Annotated in this window: 16 protein-coding genes; 1 reads left to right on the top strand and 15 read right to left on the bottom strand. The window is 68.3% G+C overall.

From position 1 onward, the window contains the following. Positions 1 to 59: 59 nt before the first annotated feature. Positions 60 to 902, bottom strand: coding sequence for a head GIN domain-containing protein (locus ACE3TQ_RS17570; protein WP_374583582.1), 843 nt, complete (start codon positions 900 to 902; stop codon positions 60 to 62). Positions 903 to 1,228: 326 nt separating this feature from the next. On the opposite strand from ACE3TQ_RS17570, the gene ACE3TQ_RS17565 reads away from it, so the two are divergent. Then, positions 1,229 to 1,696, top strand: coding sequence for a MaoC family dehydratase (locus ACE3TQ_RS17565; RefSeq protein WP_374583581.1), 468 nt, complete (start codon positions 1,229 to 1,231; stop codon positions 1,694 to 1,696). A gap of 7 nt (positions 1,697 to 1,703) precedes the next feature. On the opposite strand, the gene ACE3TQ_RS17560 is transcribed toward ACE3TQ_RS17565, so the two are convergent. The 14 genes from ACE3TQ_RS17560 to ACE3TQ_RS17495 form a co-directional block, all read right to left on the bottom strand. Beyond that, positions 1,704 to 2,639 (bottom strand): diguanylate cyclase domain-containing protein, encoded by a 936-nt coding sequence (locus tag ACE3TQ_RS17560; protein WP_374583580.1) that lies wholly within the window; start codon positions 2,637 to 2,639, stop codon positions 1,704 to 1,706. After that, a complete protein-coding gene (locus tag ACE3TQ_RS17555; RefSeq protein ID WP_374583579.1) occupies positions 2,636 to 7,036 on the bottom strand; it encodes a PAS domain-containing protein in 4,401 nt (1,466 codons plus the stop codon). The genes ACE3TQ_RS17560 and ACE3TQ_RS17555 overlap by 4 nt, the downstream gene beginning before the upstream one ends. Positions 7,037 to 7,087: 51 nt before the next feature. Beyond that, positions 7,088 to 8,311, bottom strand: coding sequence for an acyl-CoA dehydrogenase family protein (locus ACE3TQ_RS17550; RefSeq protein ID WP_374583578.1), 1,224 nt, complete (start codon positions 8,309 to 8,311; stop codon positions 7,088 to 7,090). 9 nt (positions 8,312 to 8,320) lie between these two features. After that, positions 8,321 to 9,391: a phosphotransferase gene (locus ACE3TQ_RS17545; RefSeq protein WP_374583577.1), complete on the bottom strand. Its 1,071-nt coding sequence runs from the start codon at positions 9,389 to 9,391 to the stop codon at positions 8,321 to 8,323. A gap of 30 nt (positions 9,392 to 9,421) precedes the next feature. Further along, a complete protein-coding gene (locus tag ACE3TQ_RS17540) occupies positions 9,422 to 10,141 on the bottom strand; it encodes a histidine phosphatase family protein (RefSeq protein ID WP_374583576.1) in 720 nt (239 codons plus the stop codon). A 2-nt stretch (positions 10,142 to 10,143) separates the two neighbouring features. Next, complete coding sequence (locus tag ACE3TQ_RS17535) at positions 10,144 to 10,692, bottom strand: prepilin-type N-terminal cleavage/methylation domain-containing protein (protein ID WP_374583575.1); 549 nt, start codon at positions 10,690 to 10,692, stop codon at positions 10,144 to 10,146. 12 nt (positions 10,693 to 10,704) lie between these two features. Then, positions 10,705 to 11,421, bottom strand: a complete 717-nt coding sequence (locus ACE3TQ_RS17530) for a prepilin-type N-terminal cleavage/methylation domain-containing protein (protein WP_374583574.1) — start codon at positions 11,419 to 11,421, stop codon at positions 10,705 to 10,707. Further along, positions 11,418 to 12,101, bottom strand: a complete 684-nt coding sequence (locus ACE3TQ_RS17525) for a hypothetical protein (protein WP_374583573.1) — start codon at positions 12,099 to 12,101, stop codon at positions 11,418 to 11,420. The genes ACE3TQ_RS17530 and ACE3TQ_RS17525 overlap by 4 nt, the downstream gene beginning before the upstream one ends. Then, positions 12,085 to 12,606, bottom strand: coding sequence for a hypothetical protein (locus tag ACE3TQ_RS17520; protein WP_374583572.1), 522 nt, complete (start codon positions 12,604 to 12,606; stop codon positions 12,085 to 12,087). The genes ACE3TQ_RS17525 and ACE3TQ_RS17520 overlap by 17 nt, the downstream gene beginning before the upstream one ends. Beyond that, entirely contained in the window at positions 12,603 to 13,232 is a 630-nt protein-coding gene (locus ACE3TQ_RS17515; RefSeq protein WP_374583571.1) for a hypothetical protein, read from the bottom strand. Before ACE3TQ_RS17515 ends, ACE3TQ_RS17520 begins: the two co-directional genes overlap by 4 nt. Continuing rightward, positions 13,229 to 14,773, bottom strand: coding sequence for a hypothetical protein (locus ACE3TQ_RS17510; RefSeq protein ID WP_374583570.1), 1,545 nt, complete (start codon positions 14,771 to 14,773; stop codon positions 13,229 to 13,231). Before ACE3TQ_RS17510 ends, ACE3TQ_RS17515 begins: the two co-directional genes overlap by 4 nt. Before the next feature lie 2 nt (positions 14,774 to 14,775). After that, entirely contained in the window at positions 14,776 to 15,972 is a 1,197-nt protein-coding gene (locus tag ACE3TQ_RS17505) for a type II secretion system F family protein (protein WP_374583569.1), read from the bottom strand. A 1-nt stretch (position 15,973) separates the two neighbouring features. Beyond that, positions 15,974 to 17,668: a GspE/PulE family protein gene (locus ACE3TQ_RS17500; RefSeq protein WP_374583568.1), complete on the bottom strand. Its 1,695-nt coding sequence runs from the start codon at positions 17,666 to 17,668 to the stop codon at positions 15,974 to 15,976. A 6-nt stretch (positions 17,669 to 17,674) separates the two neighbouring features. After that, positions 17,675 to 18,197, bottom strand: a 523-nt coding sequence (locus tag ACE3TQ_RS17495) for a tetratricopeptide repeat protein (RefSeq protein ID WP_374583567.1), incomplete at its 5' end; no start/stop codon positions are given.

Raw genomic sequence — 18,197 nt, 5'->3', positions numbered from 1 at the left:
ATTTCTGGAGGAAATGTCCACCTTTCTTCCTGACCCCGAAGTGGACATTTTGGTTGGGCTTATTGGATTGAGGTGTTGCGGCCGAAGATGTTGCGTTGGGCGGGGTTGCCGGTGACGTCGATACGGCCGGAGCCGTTGGCGCGGGCGTCGACCTTGTGCTGCACCCAGGCGTACACGCCGCCGGAGCCATTGCTGGTGATGTTGGCTTCGTCGCTGCGCAAGTCGTTCAGCTGGGCGCTGCCGGAGCCGGTCAGCTGGACGTCGAGCGTGCGTACGATGCCGCGCGCGTAGAAGCTGCCCGAGCCGGTGGCGCTGACGCTGAGCGCGTCGCCGCGCACCGAGCCAATGTTGACGCGGCCCGAGCCGGACATGGTGACCTTGGCGCTGCGGCTTTCCAGCCCGTCGGCATACAGCTGGCCGGAACCGGCGTGGCGGATGTCGAGGCGGTCCACCTGGCCGCGCATTTCAAGCCGGCCGGAGCCGTTGTGCAGCACTTGCAGCGGGCCGCCGGCCAGCCCTTGCACGTCGGTGTTTACCGAGCCGGACGTTTCCAGGTTCGACAGGCGCGGTGCGGTGTAGCGCACGCGGATGCGCCGCCCGCTTTGCAGGCGTTCTTCGGTGTAGACGCGCAAGGTGTCGCCGTTGACTTCGGTGCGCACCAGCGGCAGCAGGTTGGAATCGGCTTCGATCACCAGTTCGGGCGCGCCGCCCACTTTGACTTCCACTTCCATCCCCACGCCGTAACGGTTTTCAACGCGCAGGGCGCTGGCGCTGGCGATGGAGCGGCTTTCCGTGGCGTTGCTGCCATTGCCCTTGACGTAGTCGGTGCTGTCGCCGACCACGACCACGCATCCGGCCAGGCTGGCGGAAATCAGGGCGGCGAGGAGGAGTTTGGTGCGCATGATGGTGTCCTTGTTATGCATGCAGGTTGGAATGTTGCCATCCTAGTTGCCTGCCCGGCCGTCTGTGCGCCTAATGCGACGAACTGCGGTTTTTAGGTGCTGAACAGCAAAAAATTGATAAGATGAAAGTGTCGGCCTGCGCCGGCCCGGCAGCAGCGCTGCTGAGCACAACACAGTAATACCCCTTGTTCACGCCGCGGATCGGCCATCCGCGGCGTTTCTTTTTTGCTGCGGACGAAGGCTTCAGCGGCAACATTGGGGTATGGCTGGCGTGGGGGCGTAAAGCGCTGTAGACTCTTTGGCACGTTTTGTCTCGAGGAAACAGCATGCAATCGAAACCGCGCCTGGTGCGTAACATCGCCGAGCTGGAGGCCCTGGTCGGGCAGGAGATCGGTGTCTCCAACTGGGTCGATATCACCCAGGAACGCGTCAACAGCTTTGGCGCTGCCACCAACGACCAGCAGTGGATCCATACCGACCCGGTGCGGGCCGCCGCCGAGTCGCCGTTTGGCGGCACGGTGGCGCACGGCTTCCTGACGCTGTCGCTGCTGCCAGGCTTGCTGCAGGACGCCGTCTATATGGAAGACATGCGCATGGGCTTGAACTATGGCCTGGACAAGGTGCGCTTCCCGGCGCCGGTGCCGGTCGGCAGCCGTGTGCGCGGGCGGGTGGTGCTGCGCAGCATTGAGCCGGTGGCGGGTGGCCACCAGCTGCTGTGGGAAGTGACGGTCGAGTGTGAAGGCGGCAGCAAGCCGGCCTGCGTGGCCGAATTCTTGATGCGCCGCTATACCTGATGCCGCCTCACGGGGCGAGGCGGGCGATGCTGTAGCGGTTGCGGCCGCTCTCCTTGGCCCGGTACAGGGCCTGGTCGGCGCTGCACACCAGCAGCGCGGCATCGCCGGCGTCGCTGGTTTCGCCCGGCATGATGATGGCCACGCCGAGGCTGACGCTGACGTAATCGCTGACCGGCGACATGCGGTGCGGGATAGCCAGCTCGGCCACGCTTTCCAGGATGCGCTGGGCGACGGTCTCCGCGCCCTCCGCGCCGACCTGTGGCAGCAGCACCACAAATTCTTCGCCGCCATAGCGCGCCACCAGGTCGGGCGGGCGCCCGGCGCATTGCAGCATGGCGTGCGCCACTTGCTTCAGGCAAGCGTCGCCGGCCTGGTGGCCGTAGGCGTCGTTGTACAGCTTGAAGTGGTCGATATCGATCATGATCACCGATAGCTGGCTGTGGCCGCGCGCGCAGCGCCGCCATTCGTTTTCCATCGCATCGTTGAAGCAGCGCCGGTTGGCGACCCCGGTCAGGGCGTCGGTCAGGGTCAGCTCGCGCAGCGCATCGGACTGCCGTTTCAGGGTGAGGTGGGTGCGCACGCGGGCGCGCACCACGGCCACATTGAACGGCTTGGTGATGAAATCCACCGCGCCCGCTTCCAGCGCCCGGGTCTCGTCTTCCGGGGTGGTGAGGGCGGTGACGAAAATGATGGGGATGTCGCGCAGCTCGGTGGCGGCGTGCAGCGCGGCGCATACCTCATACCCGTCCATGCCGGGCATGACGGCATCCAGCAGGATCAGGTCGGGGCGGTGCTGGCGTGCCAGTTCCAGGGCTTTTTCGCCGTTCATGGCGAACAGGACTTCATGCTCCTCGCCCAGCACATGGTTGAGGATCTGGATATTCTCCATGGCGTCGTCGACGATCAGCAGGCGTCCATTGTGGGCCTGGTCGGTCCAGCTCATGCGATTTCCTTCCGTTTCAGCATTTCCTGCACCATTTTCTCGGCATTGGCAAAGTCCAGCGTCTCGATGGCGTTCGCCAGGCTGGGCAGCAGGTCCGGGCAGCGCTGCTCCAGGCTGGGGCTGAGGACCTTGAAGGCCGTCAAGGCCTTCATATTGCTATTTTTTAACAGGGTAAGCAAGTCGCCCAGCGCGCGCGGCAGGGCCCCGGGCGGCATGTCGTCGGTGGCGGCGGCCACCGGCAGCGGCAGTTCGCGCGCTGCCGTGATCACCACCGCCAGTGCCTGCTCCAGCGCGAGCAGCAGGGCGGCGGCCGAGCTGTCCTGGCCTTCGGCCACCGCGCTTTCGGCCTGGGCGCTCAGGCGCGCCACATCGGTGGCGCCCAGGTTGGCGGCCACGCCTTTCAGGCGGTGCAGCACCTGGGCGGCGGCGTAGCGCTTGTCCTGCGCCAGGCAGCTGCGCACTTCCTCCACCGCGTTGCCTTGCGAATTCTCGAAGCGTTTCAGCAGGCTGGCGAAGGCGGCGTAATTGCCCGCCACGCGGCGCAGCGCGGCATCCAGGTCGATGCCGGGCACGCAGGCGGGGCGGCCGTCGCTTTGCACCGCCGCCAGCGGCGTGGCGGCCAGTTCGGGATGCAGCGGGGCGAGCCGGGTCAGGGTGGCAATCAGCTCGTCGACATCGATCGGCTTGGCCACGTGGGCGTCGACGCCGGCTTCCATGGCGCGCACGCGGTCTTCCGGCATGGCATTGGCGGTCATGGCGATGATCGGCAGGCTGCGCAGGCCAATGGCGCGGATGGCTTCGGTGGCGCGGAAGCCGTCCATCACCGGCATCTGCAGGTCCATCAGCACGGCGTCGAAGCGCTGCGGGTCGTCGCGCAGCATATCGAGCGCGATCTCGCCGTTGGACGCCACTTCCACCAGCGCGCCGCAGTGTAGCAGGATGTAGCGCGCCATCTCCTGGTTGATCTCATTGTCTTCCACCAGCAGCACGCGCATGCCGGCCAGACGGCCGGACAGGGGCGCATGGCTGGGCGGGTGGGCCGGCTGGTTGGCGCCGGTCAGGGCGGCCAGCGCCGCCGCGCGCAGGCTGGCAGGGGTGAAGGGCTTGGGCAGCACGGCGTCGATTTGCAGGCTGTCGGCCAGCGGCAGCAGGTCGTCGCTGGCGCGTTCGGAGGCCATCACCACCACGTTCGGGAAGCTTGCGCCGTCCTCGCTGCGCGCCTGCACCAGCATGGAAATGCCGTCGCCGCCGGGCATGGCGCTGTCCACCAGCAGCAGGTCGAACGGCTTGCCGCCGGCCGCGCGCTCGCGCAGGGCGGCCAGGCCTTCGGCGGCGCTGGCGGCGCAGTTGACTGTCCAATCCATGGCCTGGCCGGCCCGCAGCAGCGCTTGCCGCACGCTGGCATTGTCATCCACCACCAGCACGGAGCGGCCGCGCAGCACCGGCGCCAGTTCCGGCGCCGCAGCGTCGGGACTGTGCTGCAGCGGGCAGGTGAAGCGGAAGGTGGACCCCTTGCCCAGCGCACTCTCGACGCTGATCACGCCGCCCATCAGGTCCGACAGGCGGCGCGCGATGGCCAGCCCCAGGCCGGTGCCGCCATAGCGCCGGCTGGTGCTGCTGTCGCCTTGCGAGAAGGCGTCGAACATATGCACTTGCTGTTCCGGCGTAATGCCGATGCCGGTGTCGCGCACGGTGAATTCCAGCGTCAGCGCGCTGGCGCCGCCTTCGGCCTGGCGCACGCCCAGCACCACTTCGCCATGCTCGGTGAACTTGATGGCGTTGCTGAGCAGGTTGAGCAGCACCTGCTGCAGGCGCATGGCGTCGCCCACCACTTCCGCCGGCAGGGTGGGGGCGATGTCGAACACCGGCTCCACGCCCTTGTCCCAGGCGCCGTTGGCCACCAGCACGGCGGTCCCGGCCAGCATCTCCTCCAGGTTGAAGCGCGCCTGCTCCAGCTGCAGCTGGCCGGCTTCGATCTTGGAGAAGTCGAGCACGTCGTTCACCACCCCGAGCAGGCTTTGCGTGGCCAGCTGGATCTTGCTCACATAGCTGCGCTCGCGCCGTTCCAGCGGCGCTTCCTCCAGCAGGCGCGCCAGGCCGGTGATGGCGTTCATCGGGGTGCGGATCTCGTGGCTCATATTGGCCACGAACTCGCTCTTGGCGCGGCTGGCCGCCTCGGCCCGGTCGCGCGCGCGTACCAGCTGCTCGTTCAGCTCCTGCAGTTTCAGTTCGCTGCGTTTCAGGTCCGTCACGTCCGAGCCCAGCGCGTAAAAGCCGCGCACCGCGCCACGCTCGTCGCGGTCCGGGATCAGGTTGAACCAGGCATAGCGCAGTTCGCCCGACGCCAGTTCCAGCTCGCGCAGGAAGTGCTGCGGGCTGCCATCCAGCACGGCGTCGATGTGCGGGCGGATCTGCCCCAGCAGCCCGGCAGGCAGGACGCGCTCGATCGGCTCGGCCATCACCTGTTCCAGTGATTTGCCGAACCAGGCCAGGAAGAAATTGTTGGCGTAGTGGCAGCGCAGCTCGGCGTCCCAGTACGCCACGATGCCGGGCAGGTTCTCGGTCACCGTATGCAGGAAGCTGGTGCTGCGCGCCAGGCTGAGGGAAGTGCGCTGCAAGGCTTCGTCGGCCCGCTTGCGGTCGGTGATGTCGAGCGAGATGCCGAGCAGGTGGGTGGCCACGCCCTGTTCGTCGCGCAGGGCGACTTTGCGCGTGGTCAGGTAGCGCACTTCGCCGCCGGCGCTGCGCACGGCTTCCTCGCCGATTTCCAGCACCTGGCCCGAGGCCAGCACCTGGCGGTCGGCTTCCTGGAAGGCGTCGGCCTGCTCGGGCGGGAAGAAATCGCGGTCGCTCTTGCCCAGCAAGTCTTCGCGCGGGCGGCCCAGCATCAGCTCGCCCTGCCGGTTCAGCAGCTCGAAGCGCAGCTGCTGCGCATCCTTGACGAAAACCATGGCCGGCATGTTTTCCAGCACGGACTTCATCAGGGCCTTGGAGCGGCGCAGGGCTGCCTCGGCATCTTTTTGCGGCGTGATATCCATCAGCATGGCGGTGATGCCGACCATGGCGCCGTCGGCGCCGAACACCGGGTAGTAGCCGGCGACGAAGTGGCTGGTGCGGCCCGGGCGCGAAGGCGGGGTGCCGGTCAGTTCCCCCGCCGGCACCGCCTCGCCGGTGGCCAGCACGCGGCGGTAGGCCTGGTTGACCTGCGCCACCAGGTTGCGGTCGCTGATCACTTCATCGAAGCGGCGCCCGATATGCTCGTTGACCGGCATGCCGTTGAAGGCGGCCAGGTAGTCGTTGATCATCAGGATGCGCAGGCGCGTATCGACGAAGCTCAGGCCCACCGGCGCCGTGGCGTAGATGGTTTCCAGCAGTGCGTTGGAGTTTTCCAGCTGCGCCGTGCGTTCCTCCACCAGCTGTTCCAGGTCTTGCCGGTGGCGCGTCATATTGCGTTCCAGCTGGAGCAGGGTCTCGCCCAGCTGCTGCGCTTCGCGGAAGGCCACGCGCGGCAGCGCCACCGGCGTACCGTCGGCCAGTGCCTGCGCCGGCTGCTGCAGGGCATCGACCGAGGCGGCGATGCGGCGCGCCGCCAGCGCCGCCGCGCCAAAGCCGCCCAGCACCAGGGCCGCCAGCAGCGCGGCCAGCGCCAGGAAGGGCCCGCCCAGGATCTGCAGCGCGTCGGGCGCGGGGGCGGCCACCGTCACGCTCCAGGGACTGTCGGCGCCGCGCAGGTAGCCGACCTGGGTCGCCAGGCCGCGCAGCGCTTCGCTGGCCGGCAAGCCACTGGCGCGGCCATCGTCGCCGCTGCGCGCGACCACGCGGCCGTCCGGCGTCAGCACGGCGATCGCGCTGCCGGCAGGCAGGCCCATTTCTTCAATTACTTTGTCCAGCATGGCAGGCGGCAGCAGCACGCTCAGGACCGGGCCTGCTTTGCCGCCGCGCGCCAGCGGCACGTCAATGGCCAGGCGCGCCGGTTCCTGGCCATTGGCCGGCAACAGGCTGAGGGCGGAGCGCGCCGTGGCGCTTAATTTGATGCGGGCGGCGTTGGCGGCGCGGTGCAGCGGCGGGGAGCCGCCGGCCAGCACGGTGGGTGCGCCGTTGTCGGTGAGGACGAGCAGGTGCCCGGCAGGGATGGCGTGGTTGCGCGCGCTGGCCAGGGCGGGATTGGCGGCCAGCGCCAGGGCGACGCCTTCGGCGGCCAGCAGCTGGCGGTCGACGATGGCGGCGGCGCCGCGTGCGACGCGCTGGGCTTCGAGTTCGGTGCGGCCCTGATCGTGTTGCTGGAAATATACCAGCACCAGCGCCAAGGCAAGCAGCAATGGCCCCGCGCAAGCGATGGCGAGCAGGGTGAGCTGCGAGCGCAATGGCGGCAAAGGCTTGCTGGGATCATCCTGCACGGCACTTCCTTTCAGCGAAAGAGTCTGCAGGATGATGATATCCCAGCTTGTCTACGACGAGAAGCGCGCGATCTCCAGCTTGGCGATGGCGTTGCGGTGCACCTCGTCCGGCCCGTCGGCCAGGCGCAGCGTGCGGTTGCCGGCCCACTGGTAAGCCAGCGGGAACTCCTCCGACACGCCGGCCGCGCCGTGCGCCTGGATCGCCCAATCGAGCACTTCCTGCGCCACGTTCGGCGCCAGCACCTTGATCATCGCGATCTCGGACTGCGCCACCTTGTTGCCGACCGTGTCCATCATATAGGCCGCTTTCAGCGTCAGCAGGCGCGCGGTATCGATGCGGATGCGCGATTCGGCGATACGTTCGCGCCACACGCCCTGGTCGGCCAGGCGCTTGCCGAATGCTACCCGGGTGGTGAGGCGGCGGATCATCAGCTCCAGCGCGCGCTCGGCCACGCCGATGGCGCGCATGCAGTGGTGGATGCGCCCCGGGCCCAGGCGCCCCTGCGCGATCTCGAAGCCGCGCCCTTCGCCGAGCAGGATGTTGGAGGCCGGCACGCGCACGTTCTCGAACAGCATTTCGCAATGGCCGTGCGGCGCATCGTCGTAGCCGAACACGGGCAGGGGGCGCAGCACCGTCAGCCCCGGCGTATCGGCCGGCACCAGGATCATCGACTGCTGCGCGTGGCGCGGGGCGTCGAAGTCGGTCTTGCCCATGGTGATGTAGACCTGGCAGCGCGGGTCGCCGGCGCCGGAAATCCACCATTTGCGCCCGTTGATCACATAGTGGTCGCCATCGCGCTCGATGCGCGTTTCGATATTGGTGGCGTCGGACGATGCCACCGCCGGTTCCGTCATGGCGAAGGCGGAGCGGATCTCGCCGCGCAGCAGCGGCTCCAGCCAGCGCTGCTTGTGCTCTTCGCTGCCGTAGCGCTCCAGCGTCTCCATATTGCCGGTATCGGGCGCCGAACAGTTGAACACTTCCGAAGCCCACGGCACGCGGCCCATGATTTCGCACAGCGGCGCGTAATCGAGGTTGGACAGGCCTTCCGGCGCGCGGCTGGAGCGCGGCAGGAACAGGTTCCACAAGCCCTGTTCGCGCGCCAGCGGCTTGAGGCGCTCGACCAGTTCGGTGGGAATCCAGCGGTTGCCCTGTTCGCGCCCGTTGCGGTCGACCTCCTCGTGGAAGGCTTTCTCGTTCGGGTAGATGTGCTGCTCCATGAAGGCCAGCAGGCGCGCCTGCAGTTCCTTGGTGCGCGGGGAGTAGTCGAAGTCCATGCCGGTCCTTTATTCGATTGGCTTGCCCTGGGCGTAGGCCCAGCCCATGGCGGCCATCGGGCGCGCCAGCTTGCCCGATTCCAGCGCCTGCGCGCTCGATGCGGTGCCGTCCACATAGCGCTTCATGATGCCCTGCATGATGCTGGCCAGGCGGAACATATTGAAGGCGAGGTAGAAGTTGAAGTCTTCCAGGCGGATCGTCTTGCCGGTGCGTTCGGCGTAGCGCGCAATGTACTCGCGCTGGCTCGGGATGCCGAGTGCCGGCAGGTCCAGCCCGGCGATGCCGCGGAACTGGCCGGGCGCGATGTGCCAGCTCATGCAGTGGTAGCTGAAGTCGGCGAACGGATGGCCCAGGGTCGACAGTTCCCAGTCCAGCACCGCCAGGATGCGCGGTTCGGTGGGGTGGAAGATCATATTGTCCAGGCGGTAGTCGCCGTGCACGATGGCGGTGTCCTCACCCGGCGGGATGTGGGCCGGCAGCCAGTCGATCAGGCTGTCCATCTCGGCGATGGTCTCGGTCTCGGAGGCTTTGTACTGCTTGCTCCAGCGCTCGATCTGGCGCTGGAAGTAGTTGCCCGGCTTGCCGTAGTCGCCCAGCCCGATGGCGTTGTAGTCGATGCTGTGCAACTGGGCGATGACGCGATTGAGTTCGTCGTAGATGGCGGCGCGTTCGGCGGGCGTCATGCCGGGCAGCGACTGGTCCCACAGCACGCGCCCTTCGACGAACTGCATCACATAGAAGGCGCGCCCGATCACGCTTTCGTCCATGCACAGGCAGTACTGGCGCGCGGCCGGGAAGCCCGCCTTGTGCAGCGCGTCCATCACGCGGAATTCGCGCTCGATGGCATGGGCCGAAGGCAGCAGTTTGGCCGCCGGCGCCGGCTTGGTGCGCAGCACGTAATGCGCGCCGCCCACCGACAACTTGAAGGTGGGATTCGACTGCCCGCCCTTGAACTGCTCGACTTTCAATTCCCCTGCGGGATAGCCTTCTACGTGCCGGCGCAGGTATGCGTCCAGCGCGGCGGTGTCGAAACGGTGGCGCTCCGACACCTCTTTGGTGCCCATGAATTCTTCGAACATATTGCCTCCTTCCGAACGATCGTACTATTTTTATGTACGGGAAAGCAAGCGCGATTTTGAATATTCCTGGAACAGCTGTTCCATCGTGGTGCTGCGCGTCGCTGCCTGCAACGGGGCGGGCGGGGCGTAGTTCGAGAAGCGCACGATCCAGTCGTGTGGCTCGGTGCCCACATCGAGCGCATTGATGCAGCCGGCCGCCTGCGACAGGTTGCCCAGGAAGACGCGCTGGCCGCCGGTCAGGGCATAGGACAGGATGGCGCGGTTGACGCCGCCGTGCAGCACTAGCAGCACGGTGTCCCAGCTGGTGTCGGCCAGCAGGGCGGCGATGGCCGGGTGGGTGCGGTCCATCAGTTCGCCGATCGATTCGCCGCCCAGGAAGCGGCGCTCTTCCGGCACCATGCCGGCGAAGGCGCCGAGGAAGGCCTCGCGCAGCTGGTCGTCCGGAATGCCGGCCAGCTTGCCGCCGCGGATCTCTTCCAGCTCGGACCAGGTTTCGAGCTGGACCTGCTGGCCGGTTTCCGCCAGCACGCGCATGGCCGTTTCCACGGTGCGCGGCAGGCCGGAGACGATCACGCGGTCGAAGCGGATGCCGTCGGCGGCGAAAGCCTGGCCGGCGGCTGCGGCCTGGGCGCGCCCGGCTTCATTCAGGGGGACGGTTTCCGGCAGGTGCGGTTTGCCGGCTGCGTCAAAGTAGGTGACGCTGCCGTGCCGCATCAGGAAGACGCGGCGGCGTTCGGTGTTTGCTGTCATGGTCAGAAGAAAATAGCCAGTCGGGTGATGATGGTGCCGTTATTAGTATAAGGCCCAGTCGCCCGCACGTTGCCGGAATCGGGTTTGCCGTCATCCAGCTTGGCGTCGATCTGCTCGGCGAACGTGTCCGGCAGGTTGTCGAAGCGGATGCCGTTGCCGCCCCGGCCGCCCACCACGTCGTTGTAGATGTAGACCGCGCCGCCCTGGGCGCTGGTCATGAAGTCGCTGGTGCCGTTGTAGGAGCCGGTGATCAGCCCCGCCAGCGCCAGGTGCTGCGGCGCCAGCTGGTATTCGGTCACCTGGCCGTCGCCATTGCCGTTGCCGGCCGCGCCTGGAACATGGCTGGTGGCCATGATGTCGTCGCCGGGCAGCGCGCGGAAGCGGTCCTGGTAGGCATTGACCGCTGCCTGCAGCGCCGTGGCCTGCTGGATGATGCTCTTGACCTTGGCGCTGTCGATCAGGGCCTGGCCTTTGAGCACGCCGCCAAGCAGCAGGCCGATGATGACCAGCACGATGGCGATTTCTACGAGGGTAAAGCCGCGGTGTCGCATGGTGGTTTCCTTTCACGGCAGCCGTTGGGCGGCCAGCATGCGGTTGAACAGGATGTTCGGCGAGAGCCAGAGCACGATGTCGTCGTATGCGCCGCCGGGGGCGTTGGGGTTGTCGGCCTGGCCGCGTGCGATGAACAGGCGGCCGTCGGTGTTGAAGTTGGCTTTTTCGTCGCTGTTGCCGACGCCCATGTCGGCGGCCTGCACGCCGACGTCGCTGAAGGCGCCGTAGCCATTGCGGCCTTGCGACAGGACGACGGCCGGTATGTCGTTCTGGGCGCTGGCCGGGACCAGGGCGCCGCTGGCATCGCGGCTGGCGATGGTGATGTCGCGCGGGGTATTCAGCCGGAACGGCGTGCCGCTGTCGCTGAAGGCCGGCGTCACGCTGTACAGGTAGAGGTGCTGCCAGGCGTCCAGCTTGGGCAGCCCGAGCGTGGCCCAGGGCAGGAAGCCGAAGCGGCGCTCGTTGCTGCAGCGCGGCCCGCTGCGGTCTTCCAGGCCGTTGGCGGCGGAAACGGCGGGGCAGGGCAGGTAGCCGTTGCGGGCGGCGAAACCGGCCAGGGCGTCGCGCGCTTCCTCCAGGGCGCGTGTGGTGTCGGCGCTGCGGCGCTGTTCCATCTGCGCCGACAGGGGCGCCAGCAGGCCGCCCAGCAGCAGGCCGACGATGACCAGCACGATCGCCATTTCGACCAGGGTGAAGGCGTGCTGGCGGATGGGCTGGCGCGTGCTCATGGCAAGGTCCTGGCGGCGGCCATGCGCTGGTACAGCGTGGGCAGGGACACGGTGGCGAGCAGGTCGTCGAAGGCGCCGCCGGCGGCATCGGCTGCGCTGCTGCGCGGGCGCTGCATGAAGTCGACCGAGGCGGCCAGGTTGCCCGCTTCGTCCTGGCTGTCGGGAATGTCGCTGGCGCCGCGCGAGAGGATCACGGCCGGCGCGCACTGCGCGGCCAGCGAACAGCTTTCCTGGCCGGCGGTGAAGAACAGGCGGCCGTTCGCATCGCGCGACAGCACGCGCTTGGTCGCCACCAGCGCGGTGCGGGACAGCGGCGCCGCCGTGAAGGCCGGGGTGACGCTGTAGCGCAGGCCGCGGCCCCAGTGGTCCTGCGCCGGCAGGCCCAGTTCGCGCCAGGGCAGCAGGCCGGTGCAGTCCGCTTCGCTGGCACACGCGCCGGCCCGTTCCAGCCCGTCCCCGGCTGGTTCACCGCTGGCGGGGCGCGGCAGGCGGCCGTGGGTGGCGGCGAATCCGACCAGGGCTTCGCTGGCCTGCGCCAGCATGGCTAGCGTGCGTTCGTCGCGCGCGCGCTGCAGGCCGCTGTTGTCGAAGGCGGCCAGCAGGACGGCCGCGAACGCCACCGTTGCAATGAGCATGATGGCGAGCAGGGCGGAGCCTTGTTGTCTAGCGCGCGGCTTCATGGATCTCTCCTGTGGCGGGATCGTAGCGCTGGCCGGGCTTGAGGACGACCGGGCGGCCCTCCGCATCGAGCCGCACCGCGCCGCGCTGGATGCTGCGCGCCGGCGCCGGCTTCACCTCGCCGTTCACAATGATCATGTCGCGACCATTGCTGCGGCGGACGATGCCGTCCAGCCGCATCGACGGCGCCGCTTCATGCGCCGCACCGCCCGGGTCCGCCGCGCCGCCTGCGCCGCCTGCACCGCCCGCGCCGCCAGGCATGCCGCCCTCGCCGCCGTCGCCGGCGGGGCCGCCCAGGCTGCCAACGCTGCCATTGCGCCCAGCGTTGGCCGGGCTGGCCACGCCGGCGGGAGGGACGCCCGCGCCCGGCGCCGGCGCCTGGTTGCGCTGCGCATCGAGCTGGGCGCGCTCGCTGGGCGTGGTGAACAGGCGCCCCATGCTGATAAAGCTTTGCGCGCCAGCCTGCACCGCCAGCAGCAGGAGCAATGCTGGCAGGGCGCGTTTCATAGCGCCGCCCCTCGTCCCGGCACGTTGCTGGCAGGCGTCAGCGTGAGCCAGTTCAGGGTGCATTCCGCGTTCAGGTTCGGTGCCACCGCGGCTGCCGCCAGCGGCGCCGGCGCGCCAGCACTGCGCCGGATGCTGCAGTCCTGCACCGCGAACATGCCCGCCACGCGCAGGTCGGCCAGGAAGTTCAGCAGATCGAGTTCATGCAGCAGGTCCATATGCAGCACCATGCGGCTGCCCAGCAGGGCGTAGTCGCCGGTCGGCAGGGCCGTCTCCAGCCGGTACGGCTGCTGCACCTCGATCTCGTAGGACAGCGGCAGCAGGCGGCGCTGCTCCTGGATTTGCCGGATCGCCTCCACCCAGTCGAGGCGCCGCTCCGGCCCCACCAGCCCCTTGCGCCGCAGCTCGACGAACTGCGGCTGGTAGAGGCGGATTTCCTCCTTCTCGGTCTCGGCGTGCGCCAGGCGCGAACGCGCACCGTCGCGCTCCAGCAGCTGCGCCGCCTCGGCCAGGCGCGCCTGGCGCAGCTGCCAGAGGCTGACCGACACCGCCGCCAGCGACAGCGCCAGCGTCGCCAGGAACACCAGCACCGCATTGCGCAGCAGGGAAAATTCGCGCAGCAGGATCATGGCGACCACCTGATATTCAGTGTGAAGCGGGCCCGTTCGCCCATGCCGGCAGGGGCGCCCGCCTTGCCCGCCAGCCGCACATTCGGCCGCACATCGAAGGGCAGCTGGTCGATCTCCACCTGCATCCCTGGCGTGCGCGCCAGCTCCTGGGCAAAGCGGTTCATGCTCAGCAGCACGCTGCGATAATCGTCCTGCTCCACCAGGACTTCGGCCTGCAGGCGCACCTGCTGCGTCGGCGCCTTCGGTATCCCGATCAGCATGGACGACGCCGGCGCCACCAGCGCCGGCGTGGTCGCCACGCCCGGCATGGCGCTGCTGGCGGTAACCGGCACGACGCCCGGAGCATTGGCACGCCAGTCGAGCTGCGTCAGGCGGATCTGCGGCGAGCGCTCCAGCGCCTCGCTCAGGTTGGCCATCATGGCCTGCGGCCAAGGCCCCTGGCGCGCCACCATCTGCGCGATGTGCACGGCCGCCTTCATATTGGCGGTCTTGTCGACCGCCGGCGGCATGCTCGACATGCTGGCCTGGTAGGCGCTGGTGAAGCTTTGCGTTTCCTGGCGCAGCTCGGCCGAGTGGCTGCGCGCCAGCGCATAGCCGACGATATTGGCCGCCGTCCACAGCACGCAGCAGGCGGCCAGCACGGCGCTCGACGCGTACAGCGCGCGGCGCGTGCGCCACAGGCTGTAATAGCGCTGGCGCCCGGCCAGCGGATAGTGGCTGTCGGGCGCGGTGCGCGCCATCAGGCCGAGGAACAGTTCATCGGCATTGTCGGCGACGGCCAGGCGCTGGCGCGCCGCCGCCTCCTGCAGTGGCACCACGCGCCAGTCGAGGAAGGGCGACAGGTGGGTGGCCGGCGGCGCGGCGATGCGCGCCAGCGGCAGCAAAGCCTGCACCTGCAGGACCGCGTCGCGCCGCAGCATGTGCGCGCCGGCCAGGAACTGGCGCGTGCGCTCGGCTTCCTGCTCGGCGTTGGCGCCGGCCCGCGCCAGCCGGGTGAAGCGCGGGCAGCCGCCTTCGAAGTAGGTCTGGCGGATGCCGCCCGCGTGCTCGGTCACCAGCAGCAGGTGCGGCAGCTTCCTGTCCTCGTCGGTCAGCAGGGCGTCGCTCAGCAGGGCGGGCGAGTACAGCGCCGCCAGCGGCACGCGCTGCTGCTCCAGCACGTCCAGCCATGGCTGCAGGATGCCTGGGTTGGTCAGGGCCGCGAACAGCACCACATCGTCACGCCGGCCTTCCTCCTGGCGTTCCTGCACGATGGCGCTGCGGAACGGCGTTTCGCGCCAGGCCTGCGCCAGGCGCCGTTCGCGCATCGCCATGCCCGCGCGGCCCGGCACGTGCGGCAGCAGATGGCGCTGGAAATCCTCCTCCACCAGGTCCGCCAGCAGCAGCGCCGGCGTGTCCTGGCAGCCTTCCAGCCAGGCGGCAAAGCCGCGCAGTCCCGCCGCATCGGGCGCGAAGCAGGGGCCGGCGCTGAGCTGGCCACGCTCGCGCGTCCAGCAGCACAGGCTTTCGCCGGTCAGGTGGAGGAGGAGTTTGCGCGCCATGGCTAGATCCTGATTGCGCTGATGGTGTCGTAGATCGGGCCCAGCACCGACAGCATGATCCAGCCGAGCAGCAGGCCGAGGATGACGGTCATCGCCGGTTCGACCATGGCCTGCATGCGCTCGATGCGTTCGCGCACTTCGCGGTTGTAGAAATAGGCCACGTTGCGCAAGGTCGCATCCAGCGCGCCGGTCGATTCGCCCACGCGCAGCATGCGCACCACCAGCGGCGGGAACAGGCCGGCCTGCATGAAGGCGGCCGCGATCGGCTGGCCTTCCGAAATCAACTCGCGCGCGCGGCGCATGGCCAGCGCCGCCACCCGGTTGCCGGCGATGCCTTCCGACAGCCGTATGCAGTCCAGAACCGGGATGCCGGCCGAGTACATGAGCGCAAAGTAGGTGGCGAAGCGCGCCATGACCAGCCGTTCCAGCACCGGGAACAGGCGCAGCTTGATACGGTCGAAGGCAAAGGCGCTGCGCTCATCGCGCCGCAGCTGCCAGCGCGCGGCCTGCCACAGCAGGAACGGCGCCGCCAGCAGCAGGTACCAGTAGCTGATGAAAATGTCGGACACCGCGATCAGCGCGCGCGTCTGCAGCGGCAGCTCCTGCCCCATATTGCGGATGAAGGTGGTCAGCTGCGGCACCAGGTAGATCATCAGGAAGAACACCACGGCGCTGACAATCAGCAGCACGAAGGCCGGGTAGGTGATGGCCTTGCGCGCCTGCGCCGCCAGTTCGTCCTGCCATTTCAGCCCTTCCGCCAGGTCGTGGAAGATTTCGTTGACCTTGCCGCTTTGCTCGCCGGCGCGCACCAGGCTGGTGAAGCCCTGGTCGAACACCTCGGGGTAGTACGCCAGCGCGCTGGAGAGCTGCAGCCCGCCTTCGATCTTCTCCACCAGGTCGGTGATGATTTCGCGCAGGCGCAGGCTGTCGGTGCCGTCGCGCAGGTCGCGCAGGCCGTCCAGGATCGGCACCCCGGCGCTGCTCATCTGCTCCAGGTGGAAGCAGAAGTTGATCAGGTCGCGGCGCGTGACGGCGCGCCCGCTGATGCGCAGCTGGCGCACCCGCGTTTCGCGGCAATCGATCAGGTCGAGCGCCATGCGCTGCAGGCGCAGCTCCAGGTCCTGCACGTTGAGGGCTTCCATATTGCCCGGCATGATGCTGCCGGTGGCGTCCATGGCGCGGTAGATAAACTGTGGCATCTCAGGCCAGCCTTTCGGTAAGGTCAATCACGCGTGATACTTCATCCAGTGAGGTCGCTCCTTCCAGCACGCGGCGCGCGCCGTCGTCCGCCAGCGAGCGGAAGCCGGCGGCGCGGGCGGCGTTGCGCAGTTCGCGCGCGGGCGCGCGGCGCGCCACCAGTTCGTCGAAGTCGGGCGTCATGCGCAGCAGCTCCAGGATCGCCATGCGCCCCTTGTAGCCCTGGTGGGCGCAGCGGTCGCAGGCGCCGGCGCGGAAAATGGTGGCGCTTTCGCCGTCGGGCGGCAGCCCAAGCAGGCGCCGTTCCAGTTCGTCGGCTTGCGCCGGCTGGCGGCAGTAGGGGCAGAGTTTGCGCACCAGGCGCTGCGCCACGATGCCGATGATGTTGCCGGCCATGACGTCCGCCACCACGCCCAGGTCGAGCAGGCGCGGGATGGCGCCCACGGCGGAGTTGGTGTGCAGCGTGGAATACACCTGGTGGCCGGTCATGGCGGCCGCCAGCGCCATGTCGGCGGTCTCCTTGTCGCGGATCTCGCCCACCAGGATCACGTCCGGGTCTTGCCGCATCATGGAGCGGATGCCGTCGGCGAAGCCCAGCTTGGCCGATTCGTTGACCGACGTCTGGCGGATCTGGTGCATCGGGTACTCCACCGGGTCCTCCATCGTCATGATGTTGATGCTCTCGGTGTTGATGTGGTTGAGGATGGAGTACAGGGTGGTGGTCTTGCCGCTGCCGGTGGGCCCGGTGACCAGGATCAGGCCGTCCGGGCGGGCGATCATCAGTTTCAGCACGTCCAGTTCGTGCTCGGCCAGGCCGAGCTGCTCGAGCGGCACGATGCCTTTTTGCCGGTCCAGTACGCGCAGCACGATGTTTTCGCCGTGCGTGGTGGGCTGGGTGCTGGCGCGGAAGTCGATCTGGCGGCCGGAGAACTGGATCGAGATGCGCCCATCCTGCGGCGCGCGCGTTTCGGCGATGTTCATCTGGCTGATGACCTTGAGGCGCACTGCCATGGCCGGCCAGTAGGAGCGGTGCAGGCTGCGGATCTGGCGCAGGATGCCGTCGATGCGGTAGCGGATGCGCAGGAAGCCTTGCTCCGGCTCGAAGTGGATATCCGATGCGCCGTTCTGCACGGCGTCCGCCAGCAGGGCGTCGATCAGGCGCACCATGGGCTGGCTGTACTCGTCGCTTACCGCGTCGAAAGCCACTTCGCCGGTCTCGATTTCGTGCAGGATGCCGTCGATCGACAGCTCGAAGCCGTAGTAATGGTCGATGGCATGCGCGATGTCGGAATCGTTCACCAGCAGCGGCACCAGGGTGATGCCCTTGACCAGCATGGCGCTGACCTGGTCCAGCGCAACGATGTTGGTGATGTCGGACATGGCCAGCACCAGCTGGTCGGTATCGCGCTCGTACACGATGGGGAAGACGCGGTAGCGCTTGGCCACTTCCTTGGGGATCAGCTTCAGGGCGACGGCATCGACCAGCAGGCTTTTCAGGTCGGCCGAGCGGGTGTTCAGGTTCTCGCTGAGGGCCTCGCGCATGGTCGCTTCGGTGACGAAGCCGAGCGCGATCAGCAACTGGCCCAAGGGGACGTTGCTGCGCTTTTGCTCGGTCAGCGCGATCCGGAGCTGGTCTTGGCTGATGACGCCTTTCTGGATCAGCAGTTTGCCGAGCGGGATTTTCTGCGTGTCGGCCATTGTGCTTTAACGGGGCGGCGTTTCCAGGGCTTGTATTCGCTTTCGTACTGCTTCCACATTGAAGGCGGGCGGGCCGGCCTGCGCCAGCTCCAGCGCGCGCCGGTAATAGGTTTGCGCCAGGCGCGGCTGGTTCATGCGGTCCAGGCCGACGCCCAGGTTGTAGGCGTAGTCGGCGTTGTCGGGCATGGCGCTGTAGGCGCGGAAGTAGCTTTGCTGCGCTTCCGGCCAGCGGCCCTGGCGCGCCAACAGGTTGCCCAGCGCGAACTGCACGGGGCCGGACTCGGGGTGTTTGCGGGCCACGCCTTTGAGCCGGACCTCGTTCGCTTCCAGGTCGCCGCTGCGCAGTTCGGCTAGCGCGGCCAGCGCTTCCGGGTCGTTCGGGTCGAGTTCCAGCAGGCGCAGGTAGTTATTCGAGGCCTGGCGGCCGTCGCCCGCCGCCAGGGGGGCCGCCCCCCCGCCCGGCCGGGCGGCGCGGGGGTTGGGGGGTTTCCGCCGCGCCCCGGGGTTATGATGGCGCGCGCCGCGGGGG

The organism is Pseudoduganella sp., assembly GCF_041914865.1.
Taxonomy (GTDB): Bacteria; Pseudomonadota; Gammaproteobacteria; order Burkholderiales; family Burkholderiaceae_D; genus Rugamonas.
Note: the sequence above shows the minus strand (reverse complement) of the source record. Positions and strands in the feature narration are given on the sequence as shown.

Coding starts and splice junctions, on each gene's coding strand:
- ACE3TQ_RS17570 (WP_374583582.1), bottom strand. CDS start 902: ATGCGCACCAAACTCCTCCTCGCCGCCCTGATTTCCGCCAGCCTGGCC.
- ACE3TQ_RS17565 (WP_374583581.1), top strand. CDS start 1,229: ATGCAATCGAAACCGCGCCTGGTGCGTAACATCGCCGAGCTGGAGGCC.
- ACE3TQ_RS17560 (WP_374583580.1), bottom strand. CDS start 2,639: ATGAGCTGGACCGACCAGGCCCACAATGGACGCCTGCTGATCGTCGAC.
- ACE3TQ_RS17550 (WP_374583578.1), bottom strand. CDS start 8,311: ATGGACTTCGACTACTCCCCGCGCACCAAGGAACTGCAGGCGCGCCTG.
- ACE3TQ_RS17545 (WP_374583577.1), bottom strand. CDS start 9,391: ATGTTCGAAGAATTCATGGGCACCAAAGAGGTGTCGGAGCGCCACCGT.
- ACE3TQ_RS17540 (WP_374583576.1), bottom strand. CDS start 10,141: ATGACAGCAAACACCGAACGCCGCCGCGTCTTCCTGATGCGGCACGGC.
- ACE3TQ_RS17535 (WP_374583575.1), bottom strand. CDS start 10,692: ATGCGACACCGCGGCTTTACCCTCGTAGAAATCGCCATCGTGCTGGTC.
- ACE3TQ_RS17530 (WP_374583574.1), bottom strand. CDS start 11,421: ATGAGCACGCGCCAGCCCATCCGCCAGCACGCCTTCACCCTGGTCGAA.
- ACE3TQ_RS17525 (WP_374583573.1), bottom strand. CDS start 12,101: ATGAAGCCGCGCGCTAGACAACAAGGCTCCGCCCTGCTCGCCATCATG.
- ACE3TQ_RS17520 (WP_374583572.1), bottom strand. CDS start 12,606: ATGAAACGCGCCCTGCCAGCATTGCTCCTGCTGCTGGCGGTGCAGGCT.
- ACE3TQ_RS17515 (WP_374583571.1), bottom strand. CDS start 13,232: ATGATCCTGCTGCGCGAATTTTCCCTGCTGCGCAATGCGGTGCTGGTG.
- ACE3TQ_RS17510 (WP_374583570.1), bottom strand. CDS start 14,773: ATGGCGCGCAAACTCCTCCTCCACCTGACCGGCGAAAGCCTGTGCTGC.
- ACE3TQ_RS17505 (WP_374583569.1), bottom strand. CDS start 15,972: ATGCCACAGTTTATCTACCGCGCCATGGACGCCACCGGCAGCATCATG.
- ACE3TQ_RS17500 (WP_374583568.1), bottom strand. CDS start 17,668: ATGGCCGACACGCAGAAAATCCCGCTCGGCAAACTGCTGATCCAGAAA.